General features: G+C 37.7%; 18 protein-coding genes. 9 read left to right on the top strand and 9 right to left on the bottom strand.

The genetic code is table 11. The features are described 5' to 3' along the window. The first annotated feature begins 103 nt into the window (after positions 1-103). Complete coding sequence (gene ppk1, locus RMB06_RS17585) at positions 104-2182, top strand: polyphosphate kinase 1 (protein ID WP_311080585.1); 2079 nt, start codon at positions 104-106, stop codon at positions 2180-2182. Between the two features lie 60 nt (positions 2183-2242). Here the strand turns inward: ppk1 and RMB06_RS17580 are convergent, their stop codons facing one another. Next, positions 2243-2371, bottom strand: a complete 129-nt coding sequence (locus RMB06_RS17580; RefSeq protein ID WP_081038575.1) for a hypothetical protein — start codon at positions 2369-2371, stop codon at positions 2243-2245. 57 nt (positions 2372-2428) lie between these two features. Between RMB06_RS17580 and RMB06_RS17575 the strand changes: the two genes are divergently transcribed. Continuing rightward, entirely contained in the window at positions 2429-3013 is a 585-nt protein-coding gene (locus tag RMB06_RS17575) for an SPOR domain-containing protein (RefSeq protein ID WP_204086020.1), read from the top strand. 28 nt (positions 3014-3041) lie between these two features. Here the strand turns inward: RMB06_RS17575 and oxyR are convergent, their stop codons facing one another. The 4 genes from oxyR to rubA all read right to left on the bottom strand — a co-directional run bounded on the left by oxyR (position 3042) and on the right by rubA (position 6394). Further along, positions 3042-3950, bottom strand: coding sequence for a LysR family transcriptional regulator OxyR (gene oxyR, locus RMB06_RS17570; RefSeq protein WP_005070616.1), 909 nt, complete (start codon positions 3948-3950; stop codon positions 3042-3044). 6 nt (positions 3951-3956) lie between these two features. Next, on the bottom strand, positions 3957-4901 hold the full coding sequence (estB, locus tag RMB06_RS17565) for an esterase EstB (protein WP_250734223.1): 945 nt from the start codon (positions 4899-4901) through the stop codon (positions 3957-3959). 52 nt (positions 4902-4953) lie between these two features. Continuing rightward, positions 4954-6135: a rubredoxin reductase RubB gene (gene rubB / locus RMB06_RS17560; protein WP_044100605.1), complete on the bottom strand. Its 1182-nt coding sequence runs from the start codon at positions 6133-6135 to the stop codon at positions 4954-4956. 94 nt (positions 6136-6229) lie between these two features. Then, positions 6230-6394, bottom strand: a complete 165-nt coding sequence (gene rubA / locus RMB06_RS17555; protein ID WP_000760495.1) for a rubredoxin RubA — start codon at positions 6392-6394, stop codon at positions 6230-6232. 446 nt (positions 6395-6840) lie between these two features. Between rubA and RMB06_RS17550 the strand changes: the two genes are divergently transcribed. Further along, positions 6841-7281, top strand: coding sequence for an SRPBCC domain-containing protein (locus RMB06_RS17550; RefSeq protein ID WP_069122498.1), 441 nt, complete (start codon positions 6841-6843; stop codon positions 7279-7281). Positions 7282-7296: 15 nt separating this feature from the next. Here RMB06_RS17550 and RMB06_RS17545 read toward each other — a convergent pair whose 3' ends face one another. Next, positions 7297-7785, bottom strand: coding sequence for a YqiA/YcfP family alpha/beta fold hydrolase (locus RMB06_RS17545; RefSeq protein WP_014206073.1), 489 nt, complete (start codon positions 7783-7785; stop codon positions 7297-7299). A 256-nt stretch (positions 7786-8041) separates the two neighbouring features. Between RMB06_RS17545 and lysS the strand changes: the two genes are divergently transcribed. The 5 genes from lysS (at position 8042) to cysN (ending at position 14131) form a co-directional block, all read left to right on the top strand. Next, complete coding sequence (lysS, locus tag RMB06_RS17540) at positions 8042-9571, top strand: lysine--tRNA ligase (RefSeq protein ID WP_311080581.1); 1530 nt, start codon at positions 8042-8044, stop codon at positions 9569-9571. A gap of 186 nt (positions 9572-9757) precedes the next feature. Further along, complete coding sequence (locus RMB06_RS17535; protein WP_014206075.1) at positions 9758-11200, top strand: capsule assembly Wzi family protein; 1443 nt, start codon at positions 9758-9760, stop codon at positions 11198-11200. Positions 11201-11454: 254 nt separating this feature from the next. Continuing rightward, the gene (locus RMB06_RS17530) at positions 11455-11586 is read left to right on the top strand and encodes a hypothetical protein (protein WP_081309848.1); all 132 of its coding nucleotides are present in this window, start codon (positions 11455-11457) and stop codon (positions 11584-11586) included. Next, a complete protein-coding gene (gene cysD / locus RMB06_RS17525) occupies positions 11579-12487 on the top strand; it encodes a sulfate adenylyltransferase subunit CysD (RefSeq protein ID WP_000140408.1) in 909 nt (302 codons plus the stop codon). The genes RMB06_RS17530 and cysD overlap by 8 nt, the downstream gene beginning before the upstream one ends. A 30-nt stretch (positions 12488-12517) precedes the next feature. Then, positions 12518-14131, top strand: coding sequence for a sulfate adenylyltransferase subunit CysN (gene cysN / locus RMB06_RS17520; protein ID WP_311080578.1), 1614 nt, complete (start codon positions 12518-12520; stop codon positions 14129-14131). 51 nt (positions 14132-14182) lie between these two features. On the opposite strand, the gene RMB06_RS17515 is transcribed toward cysN, so the two are convergent. Beyond that, entirely contained in the window at positions 14183-14731 is a 549-nt protein-coding gene (locus tag RMB06_RS17515; protein WP_311080575.1) for a DUF2239 family protein, read from the bottom strand. 222 nt (positions 14732-14953) lie between these two features. Between RMB06_RS17515 and RMB06_RS17510 the strand changes: the two genes are divergently transcribed. Then, entirely contained in the window at positions 14954-15466 is a 513-nt protein-coding gene (locus tag RMB06_RS17510) for a hypothetical protein (RefSeq protein WP_262439856.1), read from the top strand. A gap of 42 nt (positions 15467-15508) precedes the next feature. Here RMB06_RS17510 and RMB06_RS17505 read toward each other — a convergent pair whose 3' ends face one another. Further along, entirely contained in the window at positions 15509-16846 is a 1338-nt protein-coding gene (locus tag RMB06_RS17505) for a CitMHS family transporter (RefSeq protein ID WP_002117607.1), read from the bottom strand. A gap of 569 nt (positions 16847-17415) precedes the next feature. Then, positions 17416-18741 carry a hemolysin family protein gene (locus RMB06_RS17500; RefSeq protein WP_002117726.1) on the bottom strand — a complete coding sequence of 442 codons (1326 nt, stop codon included), beginning with the start codon at positions 18739-18741 and terminating at the stop codon, positions 17416-17418. Positions 18742-18858: the final 117 nt, after the last annotated feature.

The following is an 18858-nucleotide window of genomic DNA, read 5'->3' as shown; positions in this document are numbered from 1 at the left end:
ATGTTTTAAAGATGTGTAAATTTTTTAGTTTTTACCAAATTGTCATATTTTTGCAGCATACTGTTTTATAGAGATTTTGGCTGGATAGAGAATTGAGTTAGACATGAATACAGCGATTACACCAACGACCCCAACAGAATATAGTTATAATGACCGTTATATAAATCGTGAATTGTCTATTCTTGACTTCCATTTGCGTGTATTGGAGCAAGCGGTAGACCCTTTACATCCATTACTTGAGCGAATGAATTTCTTGCTCATTTTTTCTCGTAATCTAGACGAGTTTTTCGAAATTCGTGTTGCGGGGGTGATGGAGCAATTTTCTCTGGGCAATGAGAGTCGTAGCCCTGATGGTTTGACGCCAAGACAAGTCTTACAAAAAATCTCTGAAACTGCTCACGCTGCGATTGAACGTCAATATCGTATTTTAAATGAAGAAATCTTACCTAAGTTACGTGAAGAAGATATTTGCTTCCTCCGTCGTGGTGAACTAACGCCAGCACAGTCAGCTTGGATTAAGAAGTATTTTCAAGAACAAGTTGCACCTGTATTAACCCCAATTAGCTTAGATCCAGCGCATCCGTTCCCACGTCTCGTCAATAAGAGCTTAAACTTTATTATTACCTTAGAAGGTAAAGATGCTTTTGGCCGTCAAATTGATTTAGCTGTGGTTCCAGCCCCACGTTCATTACCTCGCGTTGTCCGCCTGCCAGATGAGTTAACAGGTGGTAAAGAACATCACGTCATGCTATCTGCAATTATCCATGAACATGTGTCCGATTTGTTCCCTGGCATGACAGCAACTGGATGTTATCAATTCCGTGTTACACGTAATGCAGACTTGGCATTAAATGAAGATGTTGAAGATTTAGCAAAAGCTTTAAAAGGTGAATTAAGTTCTCGACGTTTTGGCCGTGCTGTTCGCTTAGAAGTAACTCATAACTGTCCGCAGCATATTTATGAGTACTTATTAGAAGAATTTGATTTAACCGATGAGCAATTATACAAAGTTGATGGCCCTGTAAACTTGGCTCGTCTGGTTTCAAATTTTAAACGCCCTCATTTGCGTTATGACTCACATACGCCGGTTGTACCTAAAGTGTTTAAAAAGACCGAGAGCATTTTCTCTGCAATGCAGAAGCAAGATATTTTGCTTCATCATCCGTTTGAATCTTTCGCTCCCGTGATTCAGCTACTTCGTGAAGCTGCTCGCGATCCACAAGTATTGGCAATCAAGCAGACACTTTACCGTAGTGGTGCTGACTCTGAAATTGTACAGATTTTGGCGGAAGCTGCGCGTAATGGAAAAGAAGTGACCGCGGTTATTGAATTGCGTGCCCGCTTTGATGAAGAATCAAATATTGAAGTAGCTAACGTTTTACAAGAAGCGGGGGCTGTCGTTGTTTACGGTATTGTTGGTTATAAAACTCACGCCAAAATGATTATGGTGGTGCGCCGTGAAAATAATAAACTGGTTCGCTATGTACATTTAGGCACAGGGAACTACCATGCCACCAATGCGCGTATCTATACCGACTATGGTTTGATGACCACGGATAAAGACCTTTGTGAAGATGTGCATCGCATTTTCCAAGAGTTAACCGGTATGGGTAAAATGGCAAAATTGAAAAAGCTATTACATGCACCATTTACCTTACATGCTCAGCTCATCAACTTTATTGATGAAGAAATTGCCAATGCTAAGGCAGGACGTAAAGCTCAAATTATTGTGAAAGTGAATGCCTTAACGGAAGTTCAATTGATCAATAAATTATATGAAGCATCTCAAGCGGGTGTTCAGATTGATTTGATTATTCGTTCTATTTGCTGTTTACGTCCAGGTTTGCCTAACTTATCAGAAAATATTCGTGTACGTTCAATTGTAGGGCGCTTCCTTGAACATACCCGTGTTTATTACTTCAGCAATAATGGCGATGCGCGTATTTACTGCTCAAGCGCAGACTGGATGGATCGTAATTTATTTAACCGTGTTGAAGCATGTTTCCCTGTGGAAGATCCTGCATTGAAAAAACGTATTTATCAACAAGGCCTAGTGAACTATTTGCAAGATAACCAGCAAGCTTGGTTGTTACAGTCAGATGGTACTTGGGTACGTGCTGAGCCAGCAGAGGGTGAAAAATTGCATAATGCTCAAAGAGCACTATTAGAAATGATTAAATAATAAGTTTTAAATTTAATTAAAAAAGCCGACAAAATGTCGGCTTTTTTAATTCACTGAAATTCAAAATAATTTAATTAGTTTTTCTAAATGGTTGTTGGGTAAACGATAATAATTTGAAGCACAGCAAGATGTTTTTAAAATATGTGATTCTTTCCATAAAACATTGAATTTTAAAAATATACAAATCATGTGAAATCTACTTTAATACGCCGCATTAAATATACTTAACTTCGGTAAATGAATAAGATGCAATGCTTTATTAGAAATTTACTTATTAGAATACTTTTGGGGATAATGCCAGTGACCGCCTACGCAGATCAGAAGTGTTATGGGGATATCATCGTATTTCAAAGATTTGATGATCAAGCGATATATCCTTATTTTGCGCCCGTTTCCAATGATAAAACTAAAAAGAGTGAGGTAAGGAATAAAACAATAATCATCCAAAAAAGAAAACAAAAGCAAGATGAGTTTTTAGCGCAAAAGAAAAATGAGGAAGTTCACACAAAAGAAGAAAAGAAAAATTCTGAAAATAAAAAACAACTTGATGCTGCGATCGCTAAAGAAATTTTAGAAAATGGCGAAAAAAAATGGATGGTACAAGTTACGCTAGCTTCTAATCAAAATAAAGCAAATAAGATTCAGTCACAGCTTGAAGCAAAGGGCTATAAGGTCGTAACCAGCTCAACCACTAAAGGAATACGAGTCATGATAGATCCAGCCAACGACTATGCTATAGCACAGATTATTAGAGAAAAAATTATTGCTGATAATAGTTTGAATATGCAATCTGCTTGGGTGTTTAAGTGGGCATCCCTTACACCTCAATAAAATAAAAAGGAGTCCGAAGACTCCTTTTTTATTCATGTAGGTTTGTCGTGATTTTCTGCATAATTTGCAGTAACACATCGAATTCACTTTGTAGCGGCGTACTTTTACGAGTGACTAGCGCTAAAGTGCGACTCGGGGCATCTTCAATTGGTTTTGCAGTAATTTGATCATTAAACTTGATCATACTGTTATCAATTGCAATTTCTGGTAAAAGGGTAAAACCTAAATCAGAAGAAACCATTTCAACTAAAGTTGGTAAAGAGCTTGCTTTTAAACGGTTGTCGTTTTTACGTTCACCGATAGGGCATGCACTTAAAACGTGGTCACGTAAACAGTGGCCTTCTTCAAGCAAAATTAATCTCGATAAATCAAGATCATCTAGTGAGTTTGCTTGCAAAGCATTTGTATCTTGCTTACTACATACAAGGTACAAATTTTCTTTCGAGATTTCAGCGACTTTTAGACCTCTAGTATCAAACGGTAGAGCAAGAACAATCATGTCTAGATTACCATGTTCTAGACGCTCTACAATTTTTTCACTTTGAGCTTCATGTAGATGCAACTGAATTTTAGGTAACTGCTGATGCACTTCATCAAGTAACCGTGTCAGGATAAAAGGTGCAATGGTTGGGATAACTCCCAAATGCAAATCACCTGTTAACGGTTCACTCATTTCACGGCTCAATCGCATTAAATCTTGAGCATCTGCTAGTAATACACGGGCACGAGCAACAACTTGTTCACCCAATGGTGTTAAACGCACATTCTGACGGTCACGCTCTACCAGAACGCCACCTAATAATCGTTCAAGCTCCATGATGCCGCCTGATAACGTCGATTGCGTGACAAAAGAGCGGCGTGCTGCTTCAGTAAAATGCAAAGTTTCCGACAACGTAACTAAATATGATAGCTGTCTTAGTGAGGGTAATGCAGCCATAGTGTCCTAGTATGATGATTTAAAATGATGCGCAAATAAACCGCTAAGCTGAGGAATAAAATGTGCAGGGATATCATGCCCCATTCCATCAATTAATTCAAACTTAGCACCGGAAATTGCTTTTGCTACAGCCTTACCGTGACTAGGTGGAAGTAAGCGATCACGAGAGCCATGTAAGACTAACGCGGGTTGCTTAATTTCACGGTCCAGTTGAAGTAAGGAGCCTGTACATAATATTGCTAAAAACTGTTGAAGTACACCAGCAGGATAATAGCTACGTTGATAAAGTTTGCGTGCAGTTTGCATTGCTTCAATCTGGTTGACGTAACCAGGTGAACCAATCAATTGAAATAATTTTAAACTGTGATTAACAATACCTTCTTCGTCACGTGACTCGGGTTTGCCAATTAAACTCAAAAGCTGTTTCGGAAAAGGAGGGGGTAAAAAAGGCTGATTATTACTTGTAAACATGAGCCCCAATTTCTCAACCTTTTCAGGATATTTTGCTGCAAGAATTTGAGCGATCATCCCGCCCATTGATGCACCAATGACATGTGTTTTATTCACGCCTAAGCGGTCAATAAGCATTGATACATCATCTGCCATATCATGCAGAGTATAAGGGGCGCCTTGATTACTTAGTCCGAGCGCAAAGCGACCCATCAATTTAACCGTATTTAACCGTTTACCTTCATGACGTACTTTTGAAGAAAGGCCAATATCGCGGTTATCAAAACGAATAACACGAAAACCTTGATCAATGAGTGATTTACAGAAGAAATCCGGCCAGAAAAGCATTTGAGCGCCAAGACCCATAATCAGCAAAATGGTTGGATGTTCCGGTTTTCCACCTACTTCTACATGTAGCTCAATACCATTGCCTAAGTTGACCTTGGTTTCTTGCATGAAAGATGTGTACGGCGAAATGTTAAACTGTAAGGCACTATTCATGTTATTCATTCCTTAAAGGAATACTCACAAAAGAGTATTCCTGATTCAAACCTTATGCTTGGGCTGGAATAAGATCTGGAACAAGCTTTGTTAAAGTTAAGCGTTGTTTACCTGCTGTTGCACCTAACAATACGAAACCACGCAATGTTCCTTCATTGTCAATTGCTTTAGCAAGCATACCATCGTCGAACTCTTCTGTTTCCCAGTTCACTTCTACATCCATTGGAGCTGGTAACACTGTAAGTGGAGCTGCAGGAGTTTTTACTGCAACTGGCATAGCAGGGTAGTGCACGGCAGTTTGTTGTCCGCTGAGGGTTTTTGCAAGAGCACGAGCTTGCTGCATAATCGGCATTACATACGGAAGTAGCGTGCCATTTACTTCAGCGCAATCGCCAATCGCATAAATATCGGCTTGATTTGTTTCAAGTAAACTATTGGTAATAATTCCACGGCTTGTTTGAATATCTGCACTTTTAGCAAGTGAAATATTTGGCTGTAAACCAATGGCTGAAAGAACAATATCGGCTACCAAAGTTTGGCCGTTTGCGAGTGTAATCGCATAATCTTCGCCATTATTAATTTTGCTGACTTTTTCAACGGTTGTGCCTAATGCAAATTTAACACCAGCCTCTTCGAGATTTTGCTGGAATGCAGAAGCAATATGACCTGGCAATAAGCGACCTAATGGTTGAGGTGCCAAATCAATGACAGTGATGTCATATTCACTGTGAAGTAAGTCATTGGCAAATTCACAACCAATTAAACCAGCACCTAAAATAACAACACGCTTGTCTTTACGTTGAGCTAGATTTTCACGGAAAGCACGGTAATCAATCAGCGAGTTCACTACATGAATGTCATCGCTGCCATCGCCTGCAATTGCAAGACGAATTGGGTTAGCACCAACCGCTAAAATCAGTTTTGAATAAGGCTGATTCGAAGTTACCCCATCTTTCTCAAGTACAAGCTCATGACGTTCAGCTAAAATTTCTTTTACAAAAGTGAAAGGCTCAATACGCATATTGAGTTGGGTACCCATTTTAGCAGCATCACCTAAAGCAATCTGTTCAGGTGCTTTTTTACCTGCAAATGCATTTGATAATGTTGGTTTTGCATAATTCACTGCATCATCCGCACAAATCATCACAAGTTCTTGCTCTGGGCTAAGTTTACGAAACTCACGTGCTAAGGTATAACCCGCCATGCCTGATCCGATAATGACGATAGGATGCATTTTTCTCTCCAGAGTTAGAATTGTTTAATTAATACGGTAATGGGTAATATTCGTAAAAAAGACCATGTCAATCATGGCCTTTTGCTTTAAATCATTAGATTTCGATCATTTCGAAGTCAGCTTTTGAAACGCCGCAATCAGGGCAAGTCCAGTCATCAGGGATATCTTCCCATTTTGTTCCAGCTGCAATGCCGTCTTGTGGCCAACCTTCTGCTTCATCGTAAATCCATCCACAAACGATACATTGATATTTTTTCATGAGACTCTCCGCACTGATAAGTTTGCTCAAAGCTGCCTTTCAGTAAAACTATTCCATCTATTAATAATGTAACCACGATCCGGTCAATAATAACCAATGTGCCTTTGATCGGATATCAAATTTTTACGCAGTTCTACATTTAATGTAAAGCAAATAACGGAGTTTAATCATTCGTAAGCAAAGATGAATGGCAGGTTAGGACAAATAAGTGGTTTTTTAGGCAAAACTTGAGCATAAACTAATAATAACTAATACATTCTTAACGTTAATTTTAAACTTAATGTTGTTTGTGAAATTATTGAGAAATAAAAAGTGTCTGCTCATTTAAAAGATTTATATAATAAGAAAGCTAAATAACAACAAATAAAGATTCAACAGATGTCATTATTAAACGCGAAAATTAAAATTCGACAGTATAAGAACGGAATAAATCAGGGAACTTAAGTATGGAAAATTTAGTATACGAAGTAGAAATTGAGGCGCCTATAGAAAAAGTATGGGAATTACTTTGGAATAACGAGACATATAATGCTTGGACAAAATTCTTTGCCCCAGACTCTTCAATGCGTACCGATTGGCAAATCGGTGGTAAAACTTATTTTCTAGATGGTGAAGGCAATGGCATGGTCTCCACCATTGAAGAATTGAAAAAGCCGGAAATATTGATTTTTAAACATTTAGGAATGATTAAGGACGGTAAGGAAGATTTAGAAAGTGAAGAAGTTAAAGGCTGGAGTGGTTCCCAAGAAAAATATTTTTTGAGCCAGCACGATAGTGTAACTACTTTAAAAGTCGAATTAGCCACCTTACCTGAATACATGGGCATGTTGAAAAGTGGCTTCGTTCAAGGATTTGACGTAATCAAGAAATTAGCAGAAGAAAAATAGGCAATCTGCATTAATTTAAGCCAAATATTTTTTATAAATTTTCATAATCAAATCATTGATACGAGAAGGGTAGGCCAAACGATGATGTCCGCCTTCAAAGGTTTCAATATTCATGTAGGGCGCAAGTGTTTCTTGAACCTGATACATATCAAGTTGCTCATCTCCTAATTCTAAATAAGCCATTTTAGGATTAGAGAGCGTAAGTTCCTCTTCGGAAAGCTGAGGATAATCAGGTCGAAAACTAGGCGTAAGACTTGGATTTGCCACAATCACAGCTAATTTATGTTGAGCGGCAGTTTTTAAGGCCCAATATCCTCCAAGGCTGTGACCAACCAGTAAATCTGGTTTAATCGTCTGAATAGCCTGATGATAGAAGTACTCAACAGACGCATAACTTAGGTTACGATAATCAACGTCAATACAAAATTTTTCAGGATGTAAAATGGCGTGGAACTTTGTCGATTCACGAGAAGAATCCAAGCCATGTAAAAATAGAATTTTCATTATTTACGACACAATCTCATTGATAAAATAAAAGGCAAAAAGGGCCTTTGAATATCGAGGTTATTTGGATTTTTTTATATTTTACTAAAAGCTTTAAAAAATGATCTTAGCGATTGGTCTAAGTCATTTTGCCTTTAAAAAGTACGGCTCGTTTCCATAAATTGTCTTTTTTCATTTTTGTTTGATTGAAATCATTCGAAAAACTCCTGCAATCTGTTAAGCTATGCCACTTCATTTTTACTTAATCGAGGCAGAGATGACGCAACAAAACGCTCAATCGACTTCTGAACCAACTATTTCCGAAAACGATTTAATTGCACAGCGTCATGCCAAATTAAAGCAAATCCAAGATGTTGCGAAGGAAACTGGAAAGAGTCCTTGGCCAAATACTTTTAAGCGTGAACATTACGCAGCTGATCTACAAGAACAATTTAAAGATCAGTCGAAAGAACAAATTGAAAGCGCTGAGCATGTCTATGTAAAAGTGGCTGGCCGTGTCATGTTAAACCGTGGTTCTTTCATGGTGATTCAAGACATGACTGGTCGTATTCAGTTATATGTTGACCGTAAAGGCTTACCAAAAGATATTCTTGAAACCATTAAAGGTTTAGATCTTGGTGACATTATTGCTGCCGAAGGTTATATCGGACGTTCAGGCAAAGGTGACTTATATGTTCATCTTGAAGGTTTTGAACTTCTTACAAAATCGCTTCGTCCGTTACCAGATAAATTTCATGGCTTAAATGACACAGAAGTTAAGTACCGTAAACGTTACCTTGACTTAATCGTGAATGAAGAAACACGTAAAACTTTTGAAATCCGTGCCAAAGTTGTTGCAGGTATTCGAACATTTTTAAACAATGAACGTTTCATGGAAGTTGAAACGCCAATGATGCATGTGATTCCAGGTGGTGCTTCTGCACGTCCATTCGAAACACATCACAATGCTTTGGATATGCCTTTATTCTTACGTATTGCACCTGAACTTTATTTGAAGCGTTTAGTGGTTGGTGGTTTTGAGCGTGTGTTCGAAATTAACCGTAACTTCCGTAATGAAGGGGTGTCAACACGTCACAACCCTGAATTCACGATGATCGAGTTTTATCAGGCATATGCTGATTATAAAGACTTAATGGCATTAACTGAAAATATGCTTGAAAAGTTGGCTTTGGATATTCTAGGTACAACTGATGTTCCTTACCAAGGTGAAGTATTTAGCTTCAAAGGACCATTCAAGAAAATCTCTATGTTCGATGCAATTTTAGAGAATAACCCGCAGTTCACACCTGGAAATGTAGGTGATCGCGAGTTTCTTGCAAAATTTATTCGTGAAGAGTTGAAAGAAGAGGTTAAGCCAGGTTTTGGTTTAGGTAAGCTTCAAACGATCGTATTTGAAGAAACTGTTGAAACTAAACTTCGTCAGCCAACATTTATTACTGATTACCCAGCGGAAACTTCTCCACTCGCTCGTCGTAATGATGAGAATCCACACGTTACAGATCGTTTTGAATTCTTTATCGGTGGTCGTGAGTTAGCAAATGGCTTCAGCGAGTTAAATGACCCGATTGATCAGGCTGAACGTTTCCAAGCGCAAGTTGCTGAAAAAGACGCTGGTGATGATGAAGCAATGCATTACGATGCAGAGTTTGTTGAAGCACTTGAATATGGTTTACCTCCAACAGCAGGTGAAGGTATCGGTATCGACCGTTTAGTAATGTTATTTGCTGACGCACCAAGTATCCGCGATGTAATTTTATTCCCGCATATGCGTCGTAAAGAAGGTTAATCTTCTAAGATGCAAAAAGGCAGTATTTATACTGCCTTTTTTATTACTTTTTATATCTAGAAACTTACCTACTTATACTAATCTTAAGATAGCGTTAAAAAATGTAATTGCACAGTTTAACAATTGCAAAGTTGTGATAAAAAATTTAAGGTGTTGCTCATAAATAACTTTGAGAATTGTGCTGGCATGTTTCTAAGAAAAACACTTTCGATTGCAATATTGGCAACTGCATCATCCGCTATTTTTGCACAAGGTTTAGTGCTAAATAATGAAGACTTACGTACAGATTTAAATTGGTTGAATCAACAAGGTGTTATTAATATTAGCACTTCTACTTGGCCGTTAAGTGGTGATGAAATTCAGCGTGCGCTCTCTCAGGCAAAAGTGTCTCATCCAGCTCAACAAAAAGTTATTAACTCAGTTCTTAATGCATTAAAAGCAGATAATAATACAGTTAAAGTGGGTGCTTTTGCTGAAACTGATATCAAAAATATTCCTCAAGCATTCGGTGATAGCCAAAAAGCTCAATATCAAGGTTCATTAGAGTTTAATGCTGGCGGTGAAAACTGGGATGCTAAAATCCGAGTAAATGCAGAAAAAGATCCTCAAATTGATAATGGACAAGACGTTAATGTTGAAGGTTCATATGTCGCTGGTAAACTTTGGAATCAATGGGTAGTTGCAGGACAAATTCCAACATGGTGGGGACCTGGACACGATGGTAGCTTAATTCGTGGTGATGCTAGTCGACCAGTTTATGGGGTAACTGCACAACGTGCTGTGCAAAATGCTTTTGAGACAAAATGGTTGTCTTGGATTGGACCTTGGCAATACCAAGCATTTGCTGGTCAATTAGATGATTATAAAGCAATACCAGATGCTAAATTATTAGGCTTACGTGTAACTGCAAGACCGTTACCTTATTTAGAACTAGGTGCTTCCCGAACTTTACAATGGGGTGGTGAGGGACGTTCTGAAAGTTGGGATTCTTTATGGAATGCGATTAAAGGTAATGATAATGTTTATGATGCGTCTGAAGACAGGTCTAACCAAATTGCTGGATTTGATGCTCGTTTGAATCTGCAATCTCTTTTAAATGCTCCTGTTGGTATTTATGGACAATACGTGGGTGAAGATGAGGCTGGGTTACTTCCATCTAAAAAGATGTATTTAGCTGGGGTTGATTATTCGTCAAGCTACAATGATATGCCATATCAACTTTATGCAGAATGGGCTGATACTCGCACCAATGGTGATGTAAAAGGTATTTCTTATAACCATTATATTTATAAAGATGGTTATTACCAACATGGTTTCTCATTAGGTCACGCGATGGGTGGTGATGGGCAAATGTACTCAGTGGGGGGCGATATCCGCTTTGATGTCATGAACCGTTTAAGCGGTCGCGCTATGGTGGTTAAAGTTAACCAATCTAACTTGGCAATCAATAAAGCATTCCCTAAAGATGATGAAATTAAAGCACTTGATTTAACTTGGACACATTTCATCAAACCTGATCTTCCATTAAAAATTAATGGATGGGTAAGTGATTCGGATCTTGAGGGTAATGATGCAGGTGCATCTATTGGTATTGAAATTCCATTAGAGCGTAAAATGTTTGGTTTCTAAGAATAGATCATGTTTTAGAAAAGAGAAGCGATTAATGCTTCTCTTTTTTTATGGCTTTTAAAGAAAACTAAAGACTAGAACATGATTTGCTTAAGTTGATTACACAAGCTAGGATTACAAAGTTATACAAGTGAATCAGCATATTACATGTATATGATTAAATCGAATATCAATATGAAAAAACAAGCAAAAGGAATCGGTTTTAAATCACTATAATGCATAACTAATGCTATAAGCCATATAAAGGCTTGTGGTTGGATTATCTATCACGAAAAATTGGAGTTGTTATGGCACTCGTTCCTCCACATGGTCTTCTAGGTGGTGGTTTAATACTACTTCTAGATTTTATGAGCAAAATGGATAGAGAAGGACGTGTTCATGACTGAATCAAGACTCACACATCTCAAACAGCTTGAAGCGGAAAGCATTCATATCATCCGTGAAGTTGCTGCAGAATTCGAAAACCCAGTCATGCTTTACTCAATTGGTAAAGACTCGGCTGTTATGCTTCATCTTGCGTTAAAAGCATTTTATCCAGCTAAACTTCCATTCCCATTATTACATGTAGATACGGGTTGGAAATTTAAAGACATGATCGCGTTTCGCGATAACATGGCAAAAACTCATGGTTTTGACTTAATTGTTCATCAGAACAAAGAAGGCCGTGAAGCTGGGATCAACCCATTTGATCATGGTAGTTCAAAATATACCGATATTATGAAAACCCAAGCTTTAAAACAGGCTTTGGATAAATATCAATTTGATGCTGCTTTTGGTGGTGCACGTCGTGATGAAGAAAAATCACGTGCAAAAGAGCGTGTTTACTCATTCCGCGATAGCAAACACCGTTGGGACCCGAAAAACCAACGCCCTGAACTTTGGAATCTTTACAATGGTAAAGTGAACAAAGGTGAAAGTATTCGTGTATTCCCTTTATCTAACTGGACTGAGTTAGATATCTGGCAATATATCTATTTAGAAAATATTCAAATCGTTCCTCTTTATTTCTCTGCTGTTCGTCCCGTAGTAGAGCGTAGCGGTACGTTAATCATGGTTGATGATGAGCGTATGCGTCTAAAAGAGGGTGAAGTTCCACAGATGAAGTCTGTACGTTTCCGTACGCTTGGCTGTTACCCGTTAACTGGTGCAGTTGAGTCTGAAGCAGATACGTTACCTGAAATTATCCAAGAGATGCTTTTAGCCACGAGTTCTGAGCGTCAAGGTCGTATGATTGACCATGATGAAGCGGGCTCAATGGAAAAGAAAAAGCAAGAAGGCTATTTCTAAGACAATTTCTAAATTTGTGGAGTTTGAGCAATGTCTCATCAATCAGAATTAATCAGTCAAGATATCTTGGCCTATTTAAAGCAACATGAACAAAAAGACCTTCTACGCTTTTTGACTTGCGGTAATGTAGACGATGGTAAAAGTACGCTTATTGGACGTTTACTCTACGATTCAAAATTGATTTATGAAGATCAATTGCAAGCAGTAACGCGTGACAGTAAAAAAGTAGGAACTACTGGTGATGCACCAGACTTGGCATTACTAGTAGATGGCCTTCAAGCAGAACGTGAACAAGGTATTACCATTGACGTAGCTTACCGTTATTTCTCAACAGAAAAGCGTAAGTTTATTATTGCGGATACTCCAGGGCATGAGCAATATACTCGTAACATGGCAACAGGTGCGTCAACTGCTGATTTGGCAATCATCCTGATCGATGCGCGTTATGGTGTACAAACTCAAACTCGTCGCCATACGTTTATTGCAAGTTTGCTTGGTATTAAAAATATCGTTGTTGCAATCAATAAGATGGACTTGGTTGAATATTCACCTGAGCGTTTCACTGAAATTCAGATTGAATATGATGCTTTCGTAAGCCAATTAGGTGATCGCCGTCCTGCCAATATTCAGTTTGTACCAATTTCGGCTTTAAATGGCGATAACGTTGTGAATCCGTCAGCTCATACGCCGTGGTACAAGGGTCAAACCTTGATGAGCATTCTTGAGTCGGTGGAAATTAGTCGTGAATCAAACAAACACGAATTCCGTTTCCCTGTTCAGTATGTAAATCGTCCAAACCTTGATTTCCGTGGTTTTGCGGGTACTGTTGCTTTAGGTGAAATCAATGTTGGTGATGAGATTGTTGCACTGCCATCAGGTAAGCGTTCAACAGTTAAAGAAATCGTTACTTTTGATGGAAACCTTGAGCAGGCTGTAGCGGGTCAAGCGGTTACATTGACCCTGAATGATGAAATTGATATTAGCCGTGGTAACGTTTTGGTACGTGCTGGCGAGCAACCGTTAATTTCACGTAGTGTTCGTGCTTCAGTGGTGTGGATGAATGAACATCCGCTCGTGAAAGGTAAGTTATATAACGTTAAGATTGGTACCCAGACTGTTCCTGCTAAAGTCACTAATATTCACTATCGAGTGAATGTGAATACACTTGAACATACTCATGTGGAAGAGCTTGAGTTAAATGCAATTGCAGATGTTGTAGTTGAGTTCGATGCGCCAGTTGTGTTTGATCAATATCAAGATTCTCGTTATACAGGTTCATTCATCTTCATTGACCGCTTAAGCAACGTAACTGTTGGTGCGGGTATGGTTGAGGCTGCTGTTGAATGGACTGCACATAGCAATCCTGTAACAGCTGAAGATCGTGCTGCACGTTTGGGCCAAAAGCCAGCGGTGATTGGGATTTCTGCACAGTTAATCGAGAAAGCTCAAGTTTTAGAAAGTTTATTGATCCAACAAGGTGTAGTTGCGATTGCAAAAGCCAACTTAACTGCTGATCAAATTACTTTATTGCGTGAGACAGGTGTTATAGTTATTACTACGGCTGTGGATGGTACAGATACAGAAGTTACTGCTGAAACCGTTGAAGAGGCAGCTGAAAAAGTTGTGGAATTAGTTCGTCTTTAATAGACTGAATTGATTTTGAAAAAACCCGCGTAAGCGGGTTTTTTATTGGGTTTAGAAAATACTTTGAGTTTTTAAAGTTAAATATTCTCTTAAATCTTTGGGATAGCTCTGAATCATCTTTAAAAATATATCTCGATCACCTTGATATAAGGCACGTGTTGCTTCTTCGTAATTTGGCATATTGCCCAACATGGCAGACATAAAACGGTCGATGGCTTGTTTAGCGAGCATAATATTGCCTTCAGAGTTTGGGTTATTTAACTCTTTATCAATTAACTTGCGAATCACTGCTGAGGCACTCGCGCTTTGTTGATCTAACCAATCCCAATGTTTTTTTTGTAAAGTGATTTCACGAGAAATTACTCCGAGTTTAGGTCGTCCAACTTTTTTAATTTCTTCCGGTTCAGCATAACGTTGTTGAATTTCTTGTTCCGAATCAGAAAGATCAAGATCAATTTGTTGACCTGTTTGATCATTAAAAATCAGAATATTTTCTGTTGTTTTAGGAAGGGTTTTTAGTTTTTTTGCAAGTTCAATGAGGGAGTTACTCGCAATAAGCGTGCTTCCAGTGAAGGCAGTATAGGTGATTTTAGTATTCATTTTAGCCGCATATTTTTATCAGGGTAAAATAATATTACCAGGGTAAAATAAATTTGGCAAATAGTAAAAATCATAACCAAAGAATTATCTGATTTTATGAGTGTAGTCTATGAAGTTAGGACTATAAAAATAGTCAAGATAATGAGCTATTTAAAATTTTACTCTGCTTTAGTATCGCTTTTATGAGAGAATACGCCTTTAGTTGTATGTATAGAGACTCTTATGTTTGAGCAATCTCCTGAATCTTTAAGCGATATCGAAATTTTAGACATTTTACAGTCTATGAAAAAAGATAAGCTAGATACGGAAGCAAATGAGATCATCCGTAACGGGGGAAAAGCAGGACGTCAGGAGGCACATAAACTGGCTTTAGTGGCACTAAATACAAATTTTGAAGAGAAGTTTGTAGAGGCAGTTACTCTTGCACTAGGTTTAAATGCAGCTCAAGCTAAAAAAATTCGCTATAAAAAAGATCGAATTCGTATTTTAAAAGCGCGTGGTATTGATTATTTAGCTATTGATGGTGCAGAAACAGCGCAAGTTTTGGCACAAATTTCACAAGCGATTGTTCGAGAAGATGCAATAGTTACTCATGACTTACATGACATCTTCCCATTTTGGAAAGAAGGTTGGCCAATGGTGCAATTTGATAATGCCTATAAAATTTTAGAAGAAGATATTAGCTTGCACTTTCATGCGTTCTTAGACGCCATGATTGAATATATAAATAAATAAAAATAAAAGCCCCGTTTGGGGCTTTTATTTATAGGGGAATAATTAAAGTGTACTAAAGAGCGGGAAAACGCCAATCACTAATGCAGTGCCCATCAAAACCATACATGTTATAAATGCCCATTTAAATGTGAACTTTTGATGATCTGCAAAGTCAACTTTAGCAAGACCGCATAACAAGTAAGTTGATGGAACAAGAGGCGATAGTAAGTGTACTGGTTGACCTACAATTGATGCACGAGCAATAGCTTCTGGGCTAATACCGTAATGTGAAGCCGCTTCAGCAAGAATTGGTAAAACACCATAGAAGAATGCATCATTTGACATAAAGAATGTCAAAGGCATACTGACTAAAGCGGTAATCGGTGCAAGATATGGACCCATGCTTGGAGGAATCATTGCGACGAATTCTTTAGACATCGCCTCAACCATACCTGTACCAGATAGAATACCTGTGAAAATACCTGCTGCGAAAATTAAACCTACAACAGCTAAAATACTATCTGCATGCATTGCGATACGCTTTTTCTGCATATCAACATCTGGATAGTTAATCAGCATTGCAATACAGAACGCTAGCATGAATAGCACTGACATTGGCAAAATGCCTTTGATTAATGCAATCATGAGAATAATAGTAAGTACCATATTTACTTTGCGTAAATGTGGACGCGTCGCTTCAGGATCTTTCGACACGGTAATATTGTCACCATGATGACTTTCAAGCTCAATCACGCCTAAACGTTTTTGCTCATAGCGGCCATATAAATATGCCAAGAAGAATAACCAACCAATACTAATGATCATTGGAAGGATCATTGGTACGAAAATATGGCTTGGATCAACTTGTAACGCACTTGCAGCACGAGCAGTAGGACCACCCCATGGCGTTAGGTTCATTACACCACTACATAAAAGCATAAGCGCAGTCATGATGAGTGTGTTCATTCCTAGACGTTGATAAAGTGGCAACATTGCAGCCACACAGATCATATAAGTGGTTGAGCCATCACCATCTAAAGAAACGAGAGTGGTTAAAAAGACAGTTCCTAGAGTAATTTTTAAAGGATCGCCTTTAACTTTTTTCAAAATCCATTTAACCGGTGGGTCGAAAAGACCTGCATCGATCATTAAGGCAAAATACAAAATTGCGAATAAAAGCATTACGCCAGTTGGCGCTAATTTTTTGATGCCATCCAGCATCATCTCACTGAGACCTTTAAGTTCAATGTGACTTAAACTTTCAAAGTAATGACCTAGGCCCCAAGCAATGAGAGAAAAAATAAACGGGATGAGAATTAAAGCAATAATAGGGCTTAAACGTTTGGACATGATTAAGTACATGAAGCACAAAATCATGCCAACACCAAGTAATGTCAGCATACAATCAATCCTTTGCCTATAGTTTTACTGAACAAGTTTATTCAAAACTCTGACCTTGGTTATTCTTATTAATTTTTATTAAAAAGACAAATAATATATTTAGTTTATTTGGTTAATATATATTCGTTTGGATAGGTATATTTAGATGAAATACTGAACATATATATTAAGGTTATAATGGTTTTATAATAAATGAATGCTATTATAAAATAATATAAAGGTATTATAAAAATAAAAATTATATGGCATTTTTTTTAATTATATATATTTTGATGAGTGAAATGAGAAGAAGAAGCATTTAGGGGCTTACTTTGAGCTAAGCTACATAAGTTTGTTTGCAATTTAAATGGGGCTTAATCACTTTATAGGCAGTTAAGAGATATAGATTATTTTATTAATTTTCAGTATTTAAGCTTTAATAGAGTTGTTAAATAAAATAATAATACTTTTAGATTAAAAGAGCAAATTGAATAAATGAATCTAAAATAATTATTACATATATTTAAAAAAGTTATTTAGTTTTAAAAAAATACCCCAGCTAAATTGTGGGGCATTTAAATTAATAACGATTAGTTTTCATCAATTGATGAGTGTGTTTCGGTTTGTTCTAAAATTCGAGTTACAAGAAGTTGGTCAATTTTAAAATGGTCGACATCGACAACTTCAAATTTATATCCACCAAATTCCACAAAATCTGCTGGACGTGGAATTTTGCGTAAACGGTACATCATGAAACCTGCAAGCGTCTCATAGTTTTCTTCATCAGGCATTTCATCAATTTCAAGAGCATGTCTTAGGTCATCAATTGGTGTGCTGCCATCAATTAACCATGAGTTATTATCACGTTTAATGATTTGCTGTTCTTCTTCAATAGGAGTAACCCAATCACCCATAACTGTAATCATGATATCGCTTAATGTAATCACTCCGACAACGAGTGCATATTCATTGATAACGACAGCAAATTTTTCTTTTGTAGAACGAAAACGGTCAAGTAGTTCAGAGAGTGTGAGGGTGTCGGGAATCATGAGTACAGTACGAATGGTAGACTCATTTAATTGAGTTGGTGATTGATTATTTAAAATACGTACTAAGAAATCTTTAGCATCAACATAACCAATAACCTGATCAATATTTTCATTACACACTAAAAATTTTGAGTAAGGATATTCTGCTAATTTTTGACGAATACTATCTTCATGTTCGTTTAAGGTGAAATAAACGACGTTCTCGCGTGTCGTCATGCTTGAAGGTACGGTACGTTCTTCTAGTTCAAAAACATTCTCAATAAAGTGGTGTTCTTGTTTTTGAAGTACGCCAGCTTGAGCGCCTGCATCCATGACCGCTGAAATATCATCAAAAGTAATGTTATCTTCGCGTGTTGTATTGACTTTAAACAAGCGAAATAACAGATTCGCAATAGCATTAATTCCCCAAGCTAAGGGTTTACACACCTTAATAAAAACTTGAATCGGGTTAATAACGCTAATTGCAATTTTTTCAGGTGCAATCATTGCCAAGCGCTTTGGCATAAGATCGGCAAATAAAATAAATAGAGAAGTTACTAAAGTGAAGGAGAGGGCAAAACCGATAGTTTGTGTCCATGGACCTTCATAAAAGCGGTCAACTAAAGTGACAAAAAAGGGACGAAAAGCAGCTTCCCCCAAAATACCGCCTAAAATTGCAACTGCATTTAGGCCAATTTGAGAAGCTGCAAAAAAATCGGCAGATTGTTCTTGTAGATCAAGTACTTGTTGGGCACGTTCTTCGCCAGCTTCGGCTAAAATTTTTAACTTTACTTTTCTGGCACCAGCCAATGCAATTTCAGTTAAAGATAAAAAGCCTGCTGCGATGATGAGCAGTACGATGATAATGATATTTTGAAAGAGACTCACAAATCACCCGAGGTTCATCATTATTATGACTATGTTTTAACACAAAAAAGCGCTGAGGTAATCAGATTGATTGCTCAGCGCTTGAAGATAATGTCTAAAATCGACAATTGAATCAAA

The sequence above is a fragment of the Acinetobacter sp. V104_13 genome, assembly GCF_031798995.1.
GTDB lineage: Bacteria > Pseudomonadota > Gammaproteobacteria > Pseudomonadales > Moraxellaceae > Acinetobacter > Acinetobacter pittii.
Note: the sequence above shows the minus strand (reverse complement) of the source record. Positions and strands in the feature narration are given on the sequence as shown.